The sequence below is a fragment of the Streptococcus cuniculi genome (assembly GCF_004570575.1).
Classification (GTDB): Bacteria; Bacillota; Bacilli; order Lactobacillales; family Streptococcaceae; genus Streptococcus; species Streptococcus cuniculi_A.
This window is the reverse complement of record NZ_SPPD01000009.1, coordinates 67,484-82,937: the sequence shown is the minus strand read 5'-3', so window position 1 is coordinate 82,937 and position 15,454 is coordinate 67,484. Positions and strand designations below refer to the sequence as shown.

General features: G+C 43.8%; 14 protein-coding genes and 1 pseudogene. 12 read left to right on the top strand and 3 right to left on the bottom strand.

Going from position 1 to position 15,454, the window contains the following annotated elements; translation table 11 throughout:
• The first annotated feature begins 3 nt into the window (after nucleotides 1–3).
• From E4T82_RS07305 to E4T82_RS07265, 8 genes are all read left to right on the top strand, one after another.
• Nucleotides 4–846, top strand: a complete 843-nt coding sequence (locus E4T82_RS07305) for a hypothetical protein (RefSeq protein WP_135182194.1) — start codon at nucleotides 4–6, stop codon at nucleotides 844–846.
• A gap of 810 nt (nucleotides 847–1,656) precedes the next feature.
• The gene (gene uvrA / locus E4T82_RS07295; RefSeq protein ID WP_135182192.1) at nucleotides 1,657–4,485 is read left to right on the top strand and encodes an excinuclease ABC subunit UvrA; all 2,829 of its coding nucleotides are present in this window, start codon (nucleotides 1,657–1,659) and stop codon (nucleotides 4,483–4,485) included.
• 268 nt (nucleotides 4,486–4,753) lie between these two features.
• The gene (locus E4T82_RS07290) at nucleotides 4,754–5,086 is read left to right on the top strand and encodes a type II toxin-antitoxin system PemK/MazF family toxin (RefSeq protein ID WP_228065087.1); all 333 of its coding nucleotides are present in this window, start codon (nucleotides 4,754–4,756) and stop codon (nucleotides 5,084–5,086) included.
• A 374-nt stretch (nucleotides 5,087–5,460) separates the two neighbouring features.
• On the top strand, nucleotides 5,461–6,522 hold the full coding sequence (locus tag E4T82_RS07285; RefSeq protein WP_135182191.1) for a M24 family metallopeptidase: 1,062 nt from the start codon (nucleotides 5,461–5,463) through the stop codon (nucleotides 6,520–6,522).
• 63 nt (nucleotides 6,523–6,585) lie between these two features.
• Nucleotides 6,586–7,146: an elongation factor P gene (efp, locus tag E4T82_RS07280; protein WP_135052010.1), complete on the top strand. Its 561-nt coding sequence runs from the start codon at nucleotides 6,586–6,588 to the stop codon at nucleotides 7,144–7,146.
• 27 nt (nucleotides 7,147–7,173) lie between these two features.
• Nucleotides 7,174–7,566: an Asp23/Gls24 family envelope stress response protein gene (locus E4T82_RS07275; protein ID WP_135182190.1), complete on the top strand. Its 393-nt coding sequence runs from the start codon at nucleotides 7,174–7,176 to the stop codon at nucleotides 7,564–7,566.
• Entirely contained in the window at nucleotides 7,556–7,984 is a 429-nt protein-coding gene (nusB, locus tag E4T82_RS07270) for a transcription antitermination factor NusB (RefSeq protein ID WP_135182189.1), read from the top strand. Before E4T82_RS07275 ends, nusB begins: the two co-directional genes overlap by 11 nt.
• A 22-nt stretch (nucleotides 7,985–8,006) precedes the next feature.
• Nucleotides 8,007–8,219 (top strand): hypothetical protein, encoded by a 213-nt coding sequence (locus E4T82_RS07265; RefSeq protein ID WP_135182188.1) that lies wholly within the window; start codon nucleotides 8,007–8,009, stop codon nucleotides 8,217–8,219.
• A 215-nt stretch (nucleotides 8,220–8,434) separates the two neighbouring features.
• Here the strand turns inward: E4T82_RS07265 and E4T82_RS07260 are convergent, their stop codons facing one another.
• Both E4T82_RS07260 and E4T82_RS07255 read right to left on the bottom strand, forming a co-directional pair.
• Nucleotides 8,435–9,397 (bottom strand): LacI family DNA-binding transcriptional regulator, encoded by a 963-nt coding sequence (locus E4T82_RS07260; RefSeq protein ID WP_135182187.1) that lies wholly within the window; start codon nucleotides 9,395–9,397, stop codon nucleotides 8,435–8,437.
• Complete coding sequence (locus E4T82_RS07255) at nucleotides 9,378–10,832, bottom strand: sucrose-6-phosphate hydrolase (RefSeq protein ID WP_135182186.1); 1,455 nt, start codon at nucleotides 10,830–10,832, stop codon at nucleotides 9,378–9,380. Before E4T82_RS07255 ends, E4T82_RS07260 begins: the two co-directional genes overlap by 20 nt.
• 219 nt (nucleotides 10,833–11,051) lie before the next feature.
• On the opposite strand from E4T82_RS07255, the gene E4T82_RS07250 reads away from it, so the two are divergent.
• From E4T82_RS07250 to E4T82_RS07235, 4 genes are all read left to right on the top strand, one after another.
• Entirely contained in the window at nucleotides 11,052–12,980 is a 1,929-nt protein-coding gene (locus E4T82_RS07250) for a sucrose-specific PTS transporter subunit IIBC (protein ID WP_135182185.1), read from the top strand.
• 90 nt (nucleotides 12,981–13,070) lie between these two features.
• Nucleotides 13,071–13,952, top strand: coding sequence for a fructokinase ScrK (scrK, locus tag E4T82_RS07245; protein WP_135182184.1), 882 nt, complete (start codon nucleotides 13,071–13,073; stop codon nucleotides 13,950–13,952).
• A complete protein-coding gene (locus E4T82_RS07240) occupies nucleotides 13,897–14,736 on the top strand; it encodes a Rib/alpha-like domain-containing protein (RefSeq protein ID WP_135182183.1) in 840 nt (279 codons plus the stop codon). The genes scrK and E4T82_RS07240 overlap by 56 nt, the downstream gene beginning before the upstream one ends.
• The gene (locus tag E4T82_RS07235) at nucleotides 14,714–15,046 is read left to right on the top strand and encodes an LPXTG cell wall anchor domain-containing protein (protein WP_167753590.1); all 333 of its coding nucleotides are present in this window, start codon (nucleotides 14,714–14,716) and stop codon (nucleotides 15,044–15,046) included. The genes E4T82_RS07240 and E4T82_RS07235 overlap by 23 nt, the downstream gene beginning before the upstream one ends.
• Before the next feature lie 180 nt (nucleotides 15,047–15,226).
• Here E4T82_RS07235 and E4T82_RS07230 read toward each other — a convergent pair.
• A pseudogene (locus tag E4T82_RS07230) lies at nucleotides 15,227–15,402 on the bottom strand (IS630 family transposase); the annotation flags it as partial.
• Nucleotides 15,403–15,454: the final 52 nt, after the last annotated feature.

The following is a 15,454-nucleotide window of genomic DNA, read 5'->3' as shown; positions in this document are numbered from 1 at the left end:
AACATGAAAAAATATCTTACTTATATAATGGCAATATCGTCAATGCTTCTAATATGTTTTACTCTTACTGTACATGTAGAAGCAACAACATATATAAAACATGGGGAATTTTATTTAGATGAATCAACAGTACCGCAAGGAAAAGTTGTGGTTGGGCAATCTGGACAAATCCGTCCCTTACAGGATGGACCCTTGAAAGACTTCCAATACGCCTATGGTTATGATTTGATGGAGAGTTCACCCGCTAATGTTTTAGAGGTAGATGAAATAGGAAACTGGAAAGCAGTCAATGTTGGAAAAGCAACACTTGTCCTCTATCTAAATGATTCCACACAACCATTTTTTGATTATATAAACCAGCATGATATCACCTATAAGCATGACCCTGGTACAATTCCTGATAGGCCTACAATACCAATACAGCGTCAATTCTCTGTGGAAGTTGTGCCAGCAAATAGCCCCGTCTACCGCCTTTACCAACCAGACTTAAAAGTCCATCTCTATACCATGGACGACAATGAATATCGTGTTCTTGGAACACGTGGCTGGAAACAGGAAGGTCAAGCTTGGACTAGTAATAATGCTTCTGGTACTCCTGTCTACCGTCTCTATCACCCAGGCTTAAAGGTTCATCTCTATACCATGGATACAAATGAGTACAAGGTCCTTGCGACCCGTGGCTGGAAGCAAGAGGGGGAAGCCTACAAATCAAGCGGCAGCACCCCAGTTTATCGTCTCTACCACGCAGGCATTAAAAAGCACCTCTATACACGAGATGCCAACGAGAAGAACGTCCTCTCGACCCGCGGTTGGAAATATGAAGGTGTCGCTTGGAATGTAGAATGATGACTATAAAAGACTAGAATTGAGTTTCTAGTCTTTTTAGGCGACTATTTCCGTTATAAGGGATTTTAATTTGAAAAATCATGCCAAAGTGAGCGTTTTTATCGTCTTTAAGTGCTTGTTCAGTCGCTTTGATGAACGCCGGTTCTATCTGCCGCTTCTTGCCTGCCTTGTCCTACTCCTTTTTCAATCTACTATAAAAGCCAAGGGCAATGTTCGGATAGCTCTGCTTTAGAATTTCAAAAAAAGCAGTATCGGCTAGTTCTTCTATAAATCGCCTTTTCTGCTTGTTTGATTGCAACTATTATATCTTCGGGCACTTTGTGTGTCGTATAGCCTTGTATAATAAGTATCATCTCACCATCCGATCATTTTGTGTGGTAGCTGAGAAGTTGTTTCAATAAACTTCCTGCGCAACTACAACTGACAACTGAGTTTCAAAGGAGTGTTTCTTAGCAGTGAAAAAGGGTAACAAGAAAAAACGGGTTGCTCTTTTTAAGTACAAGAAATATCTTTCTGTATTTTGCTTTTTGAAATGATAACGTATGTCTGTTGATGAAAGCACAATTTGACAAGGTGTGCTTGATTTTCCAATACTCTCTATCATCGCGAACATTTATCAAGAATTCTAGTATCTCGTTCATGACAAAATCCTCCACTATCTCTAGTATAGCAGAGGATTCACACCTAGTTTATGAAACGGTTATCTGAAAACTATATTTTCTTCATGCGTTTGTCCTAATTTGATACTTTCTGATTTGGTTGTTTTATTTAGATGTGCTATAATTGAGGTATTTTTAGAAGGAAGAAGAAATGAACGATAAGATTGTAATTCATGGGGCGCGTGCCCACAATTTGAAAAATATTGATGTAACGATTCCGCGTGAGAAGCTGGTTGTGGTCACGGGACTATCTGGGTCTGGGAAGTCAAGTCTAGCCTTTGACACCTTGTATGCAGAAGGGCAACGACGCTATGTGGAGAGCTTGTCCGCCTATGCCCGCCAGTTTTTAGGCAATATGGACAAGCCTGATGTAGATTCGATTGAAGGGCTAAGTCCAGCGATTTCCATCGACCAAAAGACCACCTCCAAAAACCCACGTTCGACAGTCGGAACGGTAACAGAAATCAATGATTACCTCCGCCTCCTGTATGCTCGAGTAGGGACACCTTATTGTATCAATGGTCATGGGGCGATTGCTGCCTCGTCTGTAGAGCAGATTGTCGATGAGGTCTTGGAATTGCCAGAGCGTCAACGCCTGCAAATTCTAGCGCCGATTGTACGGAAGAAAAAAGGACAACACAAGGTCATTTTTGAGAAGATTCAAAAGGACGGTTATGTCCGTGTCCGTGTGGACGGAGACATCTATGATGTGACAGAAGTACCGGAGCTATCAAAGAGCAAGCAGCATAATATTGAGGTAGTAGTGGATCGAATTGTGATAAAAGATGGGCTCCGTTCACGTTTGTTTGACTCGATTGAAGCGGCTTTGCGCCTTGCTGAAGGTTATGTCATCATTGATACCATGGACGGGCAGGAGATGCTCTTTTCTGAATATTATGCTTGTCCTGTTTGTGGCTTTACAGTGCCAGAGTTAGAGCCGCGACTTTTTTCCTTCAATGCCCCTTTTGGGTCTTGTAGCGACTGCGATGGTTTGGGGATGAAACTGGAAGTCGATGAAGATTTGATTGTGCCGGATTCCCAAAAGACCTTGCGTGAGGGGGCTTTGGCACCTTGGAATCCCATTTCGTCCAACTACTATCCGCAGATGTTGGAGCAGGCCATGACCCAGTTTGGGATTGATATGGATAAGCCCTTTGAGGACTTGTCAACCGAGGAAAAGGAACTGATTTTTCACGGTTCAGATGGCAGAGAATTTCATTTTCATTATGAGAATGAATTTGGAGGTGTGCGTGATATTGATATTCCTTTTGAGGGCTTGATGAGCAATATCAGCCGCCGTTACCGTGAGACCAATAGTGACTATACCCGTCAAGTTATGCGGGCTTACATGAATGAGCTGACCTGTGTGACCTGCCACGGCTACCGCTTGAACGACCAAGCCTTGTCTGTTCGTGTGGGCGGTGAAAATGGTCTGCACATTGGGGAACTCTCTGACTTATCAGTAGCGGATCACTTGGAGCTTGTGTCCCACCTGCAGCTCTCAGCCAACGAAGCGACGATTGCGACTCCGATTGTCAAAGAAATCAAGGACCGCTTGACCTTCTTGAATAATGTAGGTCTCAATTATTTGACCCTGTCCCGTTCGGCAGGCACCTTGTCAGGGGGAGAGAGCCAGCGGATTCGTTTGGCGACCCAGATTGGTTCCAACCTAAGCGGGGTCTTGTATATTCTAGACGAACCCTCTATCGGTCTTCATCAGCGGGATAATGACCGCTTGATTGCTAGTCTTAAGAAAATGAGGGATTTGGGCAATACCTTGATTGTGGTGGAACATGATGAAGATACGATGCGAGAGGCAGACTATCTGATTGATATCGGACCAGGTGCGGGTGTTTTTGGAGGTGAGATTGTGGCCTTTGGAACACCTGTACAGGTTGCAAAAAATAAAAAATCCATCACTGGTCAATACCTCTCAGGCAAGAGGGAAATCCCCGTTCCTCTGGAACGTCGTATTGGCAATGGTCGCTTTGTTGAAGTGACTGGGGCGCGTGAGAATAATTTGCAAAACGTGACGGCTCGGATTCCGCTCGGCAAGTTCGTCGCTGTCACGGGGGTATCGGGTTCTGGGAAGTCAACCTTGGTCAACTCGATTTTGAAGAAAGCCATTGCCCAAAAGCTCAATCGCAATTCGGAAAAACCAGGAAAATTCAAATCCATTTCAGGAATTGAGCATCTCGATCGTTTGATCGATATTGATCAAAGCCCGATAGGACGCACCCCACGTTCCAATCCTGCTACCTATACGGGGGTATTTGATGATATTCGGGATTTGTTTGCCCAGACCAACGAAGCCAAGATTCGCGGTTATAAGAAAGGGCGTTTTTCCTTTAATGTCAAAGGCGGTCGTTGCGAGGCCTGCTCGGGAGACGGAATTATCAAGATTGAGATGCACTTCCTACCAGATGTATTTGTGCCTTGTGAGGTCTGCCATGGGCGTAGGTATAATTCTGAAACCCTCGAAGTCCATTACAAGGAAAAAAATATCGCAGAAATTCTGGATATGACAGTCAACGATGCAGTTGAGTTCTTCAAACACATTCCCAAAATTGAGCGGAAGTTGCGGACCATTCAAGATGTCGGCTTAGGCTATGTCACGCTGGGACAACCCGCTACGACCCTCTCAGGAGGAGAGGCGCAGCGGATGAAGCTGGCGAGTGAACTCCACAAGCGTTCAACGGGGAAATCCTTGTATATCTTAGATGAACCGACGACAGGGCTTCATACAGAAGACATTGCCCAGTTGTTGAAGGTTTTGGCGCGCTTTGTCGATGACGGAAATACAGTGCTCGTCATTGAGCATAACCTAGATGTGATTAAAACCGCAGACCATATCATCGACCTCGGACCAGAGGGCGGTGTCGGTGGCGGTATGATTATCGCAACAGGAACGCCTGAAGAGGTCGCGGTAAATGAAGCCAGCTATACAGGACAGTATCTGAAAGGGAAGTTGAAAAAATAAGGGTGAGTCTTGAACTTGAAATGATATAGAAGATAGTAGTCGCTTTAAATCGGGATTTTCAGTCCTTGATTTAGGCGACTTTTTGCTAGTTTATATTTAATTTGTCTGCTTTTCGGTTTTTAGTGAGTAGTAGATTTGAAAAACAGTGATAAAAGTGTTGCTATTTCCATATATTTTGCTATACTATAGATAGTCAAAAGCCTTGTTCGTCAAGGATACACGTGGGGCGTATTTCATAATACGTCTCAATTTTTTTTGAGACTATAAAATGGGTTTAGATATCGGCGGTGTTTATGTAGTGCGGTTTCCTAATCGTGGCATGAATGAATTTTATGGAAAACATTACGGAGTTATTTTATCTAAGGTGTCAGGTGACGACAAGACTCTTTTGATTGCTCCAGTAACAGGTAAAAAGAAAGGACGAAAATATCGTGGTGGTATAACGTTAGATAACTTTAAATATCAGACTAATCCTTCTTATGATAGTTCTTTTGTTTATGCTCGTAAAATTCAGGAAGTAGATAAACGTAGAATTTCAAGTGAACGTAAATTAAAATGTGGTGATAATGGGAATACTATTTTAGATAAAGGCGGGAAGTAACTATATTATCGTAAATATGCAAAGGTTTACCAATTAGATAACGAGGATTTAAGTAAATTACGTTCTAAAATTGATGAAATTATTGAAATATAGATTGTACTATCATATAGCAAGTACCTCCTATGTAGTAGAAGAGTAGCTTGTAGTGGCTTGATTCGGCAACTAAGTAGTAGGACTATTTTGTACAAGGAGCGCACGCTGTAATGCAGAAGAGTTGGGAATCATGATTTCCAGCTTTTTTGGATTTTAAAAGGGTGTCAGTTGTTTTCTTTTAGCTCTTTAGTAAGTAGTAGATGAAGGAAAGACTTCCGCCTTCGTCCTATTTCCCTATTTATGGTACAATGATACTAGATGATAACCAAGGAGGACATATGATGAACCAACGATTAACGAAATTACGGCAGCAAATGGCAGAGGGGAACTATTCCACCCTTCTCATTACCAATCTTAAAAACATTTACTATTTGACAGGTTTTTGGGGGACGGCTGGAACGGTGTTGGTCACAGCGGAGCGTCAGATTTTGATTACGGATGACCGCTACATTACCTATGCCCAGTCGGTTGTCAAAGACTTTGAAATCGTCTCAAATCGTGATGCGCTTTCGGTTGTGGCGCAGGTGCTGAAAGATAGCAACTTGAGAGAACTTGCCTTTGAAGATGAGGTGTCTGTTGCCTACTACCAAGCCATGCAAGCTGTTTTTGAGGGAGTACACTTGGTGCCTACGACAGATGTGGTTATGGGCTTGCGCATGGTGAAAGACGAGACGGAGATTGCGACCATTCAGCGCGCCTGCCAGATTTCGGATCAAGCCTTTTTAGATGCCTTAGACTTTATCAAAGTGGGGAAAACCGAGTTGGAAGTGGCTAATTTCATTGATTTTCGCATGCGGAAAATGGGTTCTGAGGCAGTGTCATTTGATACGATTGCAGCATCAGGTTACCGCTCTGCTATGCCACACGGACGGGCCTCCGACAAGGTCATTGAAGCAGGCGATGCCCTGACCTTGGATTTTGGCTGTATCTACAACCACTATGTAAGCGATATGACGCGGACCATTTATATTGGTTCTGTCAGCGATGAAGAGGCAGAGATTTACCAGACGGTTTTAGCAGCCAACCAAGCTTTGATTGCGGCAGCTAAGGCGGGTATGGAATACCGTGAATTTGACGGTGTTCCGCGTCGTGTCATTGAAGCAGCGGGCTATGGTCCTTACTTTACGCATGGAATCGGCCACGGTATGGGACTGGATGTCCATGAGGTTCCCTATTTTAGTCAAGCCGCGACTGCGACTATTCAGGCGGGCATGGTCTTGACCGATGAGCCGGGTATCTATCTGGAGGGCAAGTACGGAGTGCGGATTGAAGATGATCTCTTGATTACAGAGACAGGTTGTAAAATCTTGACCTTGGCACCAAAAGAGTTGATTGTGATTTGAGAAATCAGACAATTTGTGATAGAATAAAACGAATAATAAAATAATGAAGAGGTAATCATAGACATGATTGATGCAAGTAAATTAAGAGCCGGTATGACCTTTATTGCTCCGGACGGAAAACTTCTCCGCGTATTGGATGCAAGCCACCACAAACCAGGTAAAGGAAATACAATCATGCGCATGAAATTGCGTGATGTGCGTACAGGTTCAACCTTTGATACGACTTACCGTCCAGATGAAAAATTTGAACAAGCTATTATCGAAACCCGCGTAGCAACCTATCTTTACCAAATGGATGAGACAGCCTACTTCATGGATACAGAATCCTTTGACCAATACGAAATTCCAGTGGCAAGTGTCAAGGAAGAATTGCTCTACATTCTTGAAAATTCAGAAGTTAAAATTCAATTCTACGGAACAGAAGTGATTGGTGTGACCGTTCCAACAACCGTTGAATTGGTGGTTGCGGAAACACAGCCGTCTATCAAGGGAGCAACGGTGACTGGTTCAGGTAAACCGGCTACACTGGAAACAGGACTTGTGGTCAACGTACCAGACTTCATCGAAGCAGGTCAAAAATTGGTCATCAATACAGCAGAGGGAACATACGTGTCACGTGCTTAATGGCATTCCTCTTAGAAAGGATTTCTCATGACAAAAGAAAATGTAGGCGAAATCGTTATTGCACCTCGTGTGTTGGAGGTGATTACAGGGATTGCTTCTGCGAAGGTAGATGGCGTTCATTCGCTCCATAATAAAAAAGTAAGAGATGGCTTATCAAAAACGGCTCTAAACCGCGGTGTTTATCTCCAAACGGACGAAGCAGGTGATGTGACAGCGGATATCTATGTGTATCTAGAGTATGGTGTCAACGTTCCGACAGTATCGATGAACATTCAGCGTGCGGTCAAAACAGCTGTTGCGAACTATGCCGATGTGACGGTGAAAACTGTGAACATTCACGTGGATGGCATCGTGCCAGACAAGACACCAAAACCAGACCTAAAGGATTTGTTTGGTGAGGACTTCTTAGATGAAGAGTAAGCAACACGAATCACGGCATTATTTGCGCCAATGTGCTCTCCAGGCGATTGTGTCCCTAGAATTCGGTCAAGAGCCTGTTCAAGCAGCCCAATTTGCCTATCTCTATGATTATGACGAAGAGCAAGAAGTGGAAATCCCTCTCTTTTTGCTCAATCTTGTGACAGGAGTTGCAGATGTGCAAGATGAGATTGATGCCCAATTGGCAACACGCTTGAAAGCGGGTTGGACCTTGGAGCGCTTGACCTTGATTGATAAGAATATTATGCGTTTGGGACTCTTTGAAATCTTGTATTTTGAAGAAACACCTGACCGCGTGGCTGTCAATGAGGCAATCGAGCTAGCCAAAGAATTTTCAGATCCTGCGTCTGCCAAATTCATTAACGGTGTCTTGAGTCAGTTTATCAGAGAAGAAGTCTAAGCGACTTCTGTTTGAGGTAGAAATGATGAAGATGAAGAAAATGCTGCAACTCTTTTCCGCTCTGGTCTTTGGAGGAAATCTATGTTTGGTCGTGTATGGTTTCCTAGACAGAATAGAAACCATTCCTGTTTTCTGGGCTCTGATATGGAGTTTCTTGATGATCAGCTACATCATTCTAGTAATCGTCTATTATCTCTATCATCTTCGTCACCGAATCAAGTCATGTAACCAATAGCAAAAAGCCTTACAGCCCTTTCCTTTACGGAAATCTGTAAGGCTTCTTTTTTAACTAAAATAGACAAGGAAACGCAATCGCAGATAGAACTGGCGTTCATCAAAGCTCCTATTTTTATTAGGACTTTTTTAACGCTCTCATATTTTACTAATTGAACACGCCCTAAACGATGTGGCTACCTTTAGGTATAAACGAAATGACGATAATGCACTATATCACACACTCCGACCCGCTAAGAGGGTGATTGGGAGTGAATAGTGTTGCTGGAGGATTTTTCCGTTGATTTTCTGAATGAGGAGATCAACCATGAGCCTAGCAATGTCTGCTAGTGGTTGTTTGATCGTAGTTAATTGCGGATAATGGGTCTCGATAAAGTAAGTTCCGTCATAACCGATCAGTTTCAAGTCTTTTGGAATGGATATTCCCAAGGATTGAGCGATATTCCAGACCAGCATAGCTGTCAAATCTCCTGAGATGAAGATTCCATCTGCGCGGCTGGTTTGGAGGATATTTCTGATTTCCATTTCCTTGCGCACAGGTGAGAAGTCGCTTGAAATGTGGTAGATATCAGCCTGTGGAAAGACGCTGGAAAAGCCTGTTTGACGAAGACCGGTGGGGGAATTGGAATCATCATTTCCCGTAATCATCATCGGTTGCTTACAGCCTGCTTTTTGCAGGGTTTGGGCTGCGAGCAGCCCGCCGCCGTAGTTGTCAGAGGAGACAATGGGAGTGGAAGGGGATAAATTGCGGTCAAAGGCGATGATTGGCGCAGATACGCGGTCGTAGTCCTTGATACCGAGGTTATGACTGCCTGAGATGATGCCGTCCACCTGATTGGCTGTCAGCATTTCTAAGTATTCCCGCTCTTTTGCGGAATCATGTTGGCTGTTGCAGACAATGGCCTTGTAGCCACGATTGAACAATTCCTTTTCCAAATGCTCAATCAGTTCTGCGTAGAAAATATTGCTAATGGTGGGGAAGATGAGCCCGACCAGCTTGGCAGATTTGCCCTGCAAACCCCGAGCAAGGTTGTTGGGTTTGTAGCCCAATTCCCGCATGGCCTGGGTCACCTTGCGGACGGTTTTTTCGGAAAGATAGCCTTTTTTATTAATGACACGGGAGACAGTTGTGGGGCTGACTCCAGCTAGCTTTGCGACATCAGTTAGTTTTGCGACCATAATCTAATGAGTAGTAATTTCCAGTTGCCTGACCTGATAGAACCTTAATGCCAGTTTGATCTTGTCGTGGGAAGACACGTCCAGAAAATACTTTTTCTCCTTTATTGATGAAAATTTCAAAGACGGATTTGTCGATGAAGATGTTGGCAGTTGTTGCTTGATTGTCAATTTGGCACTGACGTTCGGTACCAAAATCCAAGGCGAAAGCCTCTCCGCAGTCCTTGCGGTCAAGCACAATACGCTTGTTTGCAGGAGCAATGGTGAGCTTGAGACCATGTCCTTCAGCATCTGCAAAGAGGACCAAGCCTAAGCTACTATCAGCTTCCACGGTTAAGTCTAACTCGTAGACATTGTTGGTTTCCGTTTTTTCTGCAAAGACTTGTGCATCCGTGCGAAGACTGGTAATGGCTTCTACTGGAGTTTGGTAGAGCTTGCCGTCTTTAATGGTCAATTCCTTGACGATAGACAGGCAACCTTGGTAGTCATAGCGATCTGTCGGATACTCGACGTCTGGAAGAGCGAGCCAGCTGACAGCAAGAGCGCGTCCGTCAGGTGCATTAAAGGCTTGGGTTGCATAGCACTCAAATCCGTAATCCAATTGTTCAAGTGGACCTGGATTGACCATGGCCGCTGTATCAGCATCGAAGGCTTGCCCGATTTTATAGAGGTTTGGATAGATGTTGTCATAATCAAGGATAGCCTTGTCTAGCCCTTGTGGACAATAGAGAAGGACAGGTTTATCTTCGATAAAGACCAAATTTGGACATTCCATCATGTAGGCAGTCTGGTCATTGTCAAAATTCAAATCCCCCACATACTCCCAGTTGAGGTAGTCGTTGTCTACTGCCTTGTAGAGTTTGATGATGCCCTTTTGCTCCAGATTTTGCCCACCGACAATGGTATAGTAGTTCCCTTTAAAGTTGAAAATCTGTGGGTCGCGGAAGTGGTCGGTTGTGTCGGTTGGCTGTTCAATCAAAACCTGATCGATTTTTTGAATCCGCCCTTCTGTGTCCATCAAAGCACCGATTTGGTAGGGGTGGCGAATCCAGTTTTCATCGCGCACATTTCCCGTATAAAATAGAAAGAGCTTACCGTCAAACTGCATGGCAGAGCCAGAATAGGCGCCGTGGCTATCGAATGGTGTGTCGGGATAGAGCATGCTACCCGTTGGTTCAAAGTGGACCAGGTCTGTTGATTCGGTATGAACCCATGATTTCAAGCCGTGAGCTGCACCGAATGGGAAATACTGATAGAAGAGGGTCCATTTTCCATTGAAGTAGGAAAAACCATTGGGGTCATTTAAGAGCCCGTGAGGTGTTTCGATATGGAAGTTGGTCCTCCAAGGTGAGCTTTGGGTGTTGTTTCTAATCGTATCAATGTAGTCTGCTGACCAGTCCGCATAGGCACGGTAGCGTTCTTCAGTGGTGAAGGCCATGTCGTCTCCTTTTATTCTGTTGTACGTATTTCTTCTATAGTTATAGTAATATAGTAAACGTTTGCTTGTCAAAAAGCAAGGTTTTAATGCCAAAATATAAAAAAACAGCAAAAATTATGTCAAGCGTTTGACATATTTCTCAAAAATGATATAATAAAAAACAGAGAAAGTGTGAAAATGCTTTCAAAACAAAAATGGGAATTAAAGGAGATTTACTTTATGGATTATAATAAAGTAGCCAAGGACGTCATTGCAGCGGTTGGAAGAGACAATCTCGTTGCGGTGGCGCACTGTGCAACTCGTCTACGCTTGGTTCTTAAAGATGACTCAAAAGTTGACCAAGTCGCTTTGGATCAGCACGAGGATGTCAAGGGAACGTTTAAGGCATCAGGGCAGTATCAAGTCATTATCGGTCCTGGTGATGTGAACTTTGTCTACGCAGAGTTAATTAAAGAAACAGGCTTGAAAGAAGTTTCGACAGATGATTTGAAACAGATTGCTGCTAGCGATCAGAAGTTCAATCCAATCATGGCTTTGATTAAATTGTTGTCCGATATTTTTGTCCCAATTATTCCAGCCCTTGTAGCGGGTGGTTTGTTGATGGCATTGCGTAATTTCTTGACCTCAGAAGGTCTATTTGGTCCTCAATCGATCGAGCAAACTTTCCCAGCAATCCAAGGTGTTTCTGAAATGATTCAACTCATGTCAGCTGCGCCATTCATGTTCTTGCCAATCCTTGTCGGAATTTCAGCAGCAAAACGTTTTGGTGCCAACCAATTCCTAGGAGCTTCAATCGGTATGATTATGACGACTCCAGCTCTTGGTGGCGGAGAGGTCTTCTGGGATATTTTTGGACTGCAAGTTGCTCAGACAAGCTACATCTATCAAGTTATTCCAGTCTTGGCTGCTGTATGGGTCTTGTCTATCTTGGAGAAATTCTTCCACAAACACTTGCCAGCAGCGGTTGACTTTACCTTTACACCATTACTATCTGTCATGATTACAGGTTTCCTAACCTTCACAGTCATTGGTCCGGTGATGTTGTTGGTATCAAATGGAATCACAAACGGTATTGTATGGTTGTATAACACAACTGGATTCCTTGGTATGACAGTCTTTGGTGGAACTTACTCCTTGATTGTTATGACAGGACTCCACCAATCGTTTCCAGCGATTGAAACCCAATTGTTGACAGCTTTCAACGAAAACGGAGCTGGTTACGGAGACTTCATTTTTGTCGTTGCCTCAATGGCAAACGTTGCCCAAGGTGCAGCGACGCTTGCCGTTTGGTTCTTAACCAAAGACTCTAAAACCAAAGGTTTGACTTCTTCAGCAGCAGTATCAGCCTTTTTGGGAATTACAGAGCCAGCCTTGTTTGGTGTCAATTTGAAATATCGTTTCCCATTCTTCTGTGCCCTAGCAGGTTCAGCAGTTGGAGCGGCTGTAGCAGGTTTGACCCATGTTATTGCAGTGTCTCTTGGAGCAGCAGGTTTCCTTGGTTTCCTATCTATCAACGCTTCTTCTATTCCAATGTATATCGTCTGTGAGTTGATTGCTTTTGCAGTTGCCTTTGCCTTGACCTTTACCTACGGTAAAACAAAAGCGGCAGCTGTCTTTGCGGCAGAAGCTGAGCCTGTTACACCAGTAGCAGAAACACCAGTTCAAGAATCAGAAGTCGTTATGTCAGAATCTGTTGAAGAAACACTTGTATCACCGCTTTCAGGTGAAGTAGTTGCCCTTGAAAATGTGAATGACCCCGTCTTTTCATCAGGAGCTATGGGGAAAGGACTAGCTGTTAAACCGTCTGAGGGTGTAGTGTATGCACCAGCAGATGCGGAAGTTACGATTGCTTTTGAAACAGGCCACGCTTATGGCTTGAAGACAGCAAGCGGTGCTGAAATTCTTATCCACATCGGTATTGATACGGTATCAATGGAAGGTGATGGATTTGAAAAATTGGTGGTCGCAGGCGATAGAGTAACCGCTGGTACACCGATTGCGAAGTTTGATGCAAGCAAAATTGTAGCCGCAGGTCTTGATGATACCACTATGGTCATTGTGACAAACACAGCAGACTTCGCAGCAGTTGAAGCACTCGCAAGTGCAACAGTTGCTCATGGAGATGCCTTTATCAAAGTTGCAAAATAATCTAGAGAAAAAGGCGGTTCGCCTTTTTCTTACGCTTTAAACTATGATATAATAAAGTGGAATAAAACGATTTCAAAAGGGAGAAACACGATGACAAAATTGTATGGAAGTTTGGAAGCTGGCGGGACAAAATTTGTCTGTGCAGTTGGAGATGAAAATTTCCAAGTGATTGAAAAGACACAATTTCCAACGACAACGCCGTATGAAACGATTGAGCGGACAGTCGAATTTTTCAAGCGTTATGAGGACCGTCTAGCGGGGATTGCGATTGGCTCGTTCGGTCCTATTGATATTGATCAAAATTCAGCAACCTATGGCTACATTACGACAACTCCAAAACCTTACTGGGCAAATGTCGATTTGCTAGGCTTGATTGCAAAAGAATTTAAGATTCCATTTTACTTTACGACGGATGTAAACTCTTCTGCATTTGGAGAAGCCCTCGTTCGTAAAGGCGTGAACAGTCTCGTTTATTACACGATTGGAACAGGAATCGGAGCGGGTGCGATTCAAAATGGCGAATTTATCGGAGGCGTAGGCCATACAGAAGCAGGTCATACCTACGTTGCGCTTCATCCGCAAGATGTAGCCAAGGAATTTACAGGTGTCTGTCCTTTCCATAAGGGTTGTTTAGAGGGCTTGGCGGCAGGACCGTCTTTGGAAGCTCGCACAGGAACGCGTGGTGAATTGATCGAGCAAAACGCTGATGTATGGGATGTTCAAGCCTACTATATCGCTCAAGCGGCAGTCCAAGCAACCTTGATGTATCGCCCACAAGTCATCGTTTTTGGTGGCGGTGTTATGGGACAAGAACACATGCTCAAGCGTGTGCGGGATAAATTCACAGCCTTGATGAATGGCTATGTACCAACCCCTGATGTGACAGAGTACATCGTGACACCAGCGGTCCCTGAAAATGGTTCAGCGACCCTCGGCAACTTTGCCTTGGCAAAACAAGTATCGGAGAGATAAGGAGGGGCATGCAACCTTTACAATTAGTGACAAAGCAGTAAGTATGGGAAATTCTTCTAACAAGTCTGTCTACATCAATGCAAATGGTGCTCAAAATCCAGCTTACGTCCGTACTGTATTAAAACTAAAGAAACCAATTGCTGAGTTGTTGACAGGTTCGCAGGATGGCTTCCCAGTGTTTAAAGTACCAGCGGATTCCGATATTTTACCAATTACTGGTTACTTCACAACAGGAGATAACGGCGTATTACCGACAACACTTGGAAATTCAGGATTATTGGCAACAGATGTTGAGCTTCAAGATAAGGACATTTACGATCCTGAAACAGAGGTAATCAACAAGCCGTTTGGTGAAGCAACGACAGCAGGTGATTTGAGAAATGCTGTTAAAAAAATACCTGCAGCCTCTAAAGTAGCTGCTAAAGCAGGAGCAACAGTTCCAGACGGAAATACTGCTGGTGCGTTTAAAGTTCCTGTAGTGATTACCTATCCAGATGGGTCAAGTGAAGAAGCAACAGTTACGGTTATTGTTGCAGAACCAGCCGCACAACCATCTGTTGGGAACATCGATAATAAAACCGTTACTGAAAAACAAGCCATTGATCCAATTGATGTCCCAGTAGAAAACAAACCAAACAATGGTACAGATGAAGTGACAGGTCTGCCAAGCGGCTTGACTTATGATCCAACAACAGGTAAAATTAGCGGAACGCCAACCGTTTCAGACTGGGGTAAAAACAGAAGAAGAACGCGACTTCCCAGTGAAGGTTGTTGTCAAAGATGAAAACGGGAAAACCGTAGCTGAGAAAGATTTCACCATCAAGGTTCAACGTGACACAGACGGTGACAAACAGCCAGATGTCACAGACCCAGATGACGATAACGACGGTTACACTGATGATCAAAAAAAGACAGCAGGTACCGATCCGAAAGATCCAAATAGCAAGCCAAGTGCTACTCCTGCGAAAACTGCTGCAAAAACAGTGCTTCCGAAAACAGGAACAGAAGCGTCTCATATGGGGGTATATGGTCTTGTGGCTCTCGGTTTAGCAGGCCTCTTGTCTCTCGGTAAAGCTAAAAAAGAGGAAGAGTAATCCTCCTCTGTCATGGCTATCGAAGTCTGTTAGATGAATGATTGTGAGATTTGTCTAATCTAGTATCCGTACAGCCTACAGACAATATTGAAACATTCCGAGGTCTATCCTGACCTTGGAATGTTTTGTTTTTTGGCGACTAGGAATAGATAGTCTTTACTATTTATTGGTTGCTTACTTAGCTTGTATCACTTCTTGCAGCCTGTTCACCACATCAGTAAGTGTTTTAAATGTTTTATTCTTAAAGTCTCTCTTGCGAATCTCAGCCCAGACTTGTTCAATTGACTTCATCTCAGGTGTATAGGGGGAGTACACTCAAAGCCAATGTTGGCAGGTTTCTCTAACGTAATGTCTTTTTCTTTGCTTTTTTGCCGAATATTCTAACGGCATTGGCTTTTCTTGCTTCTT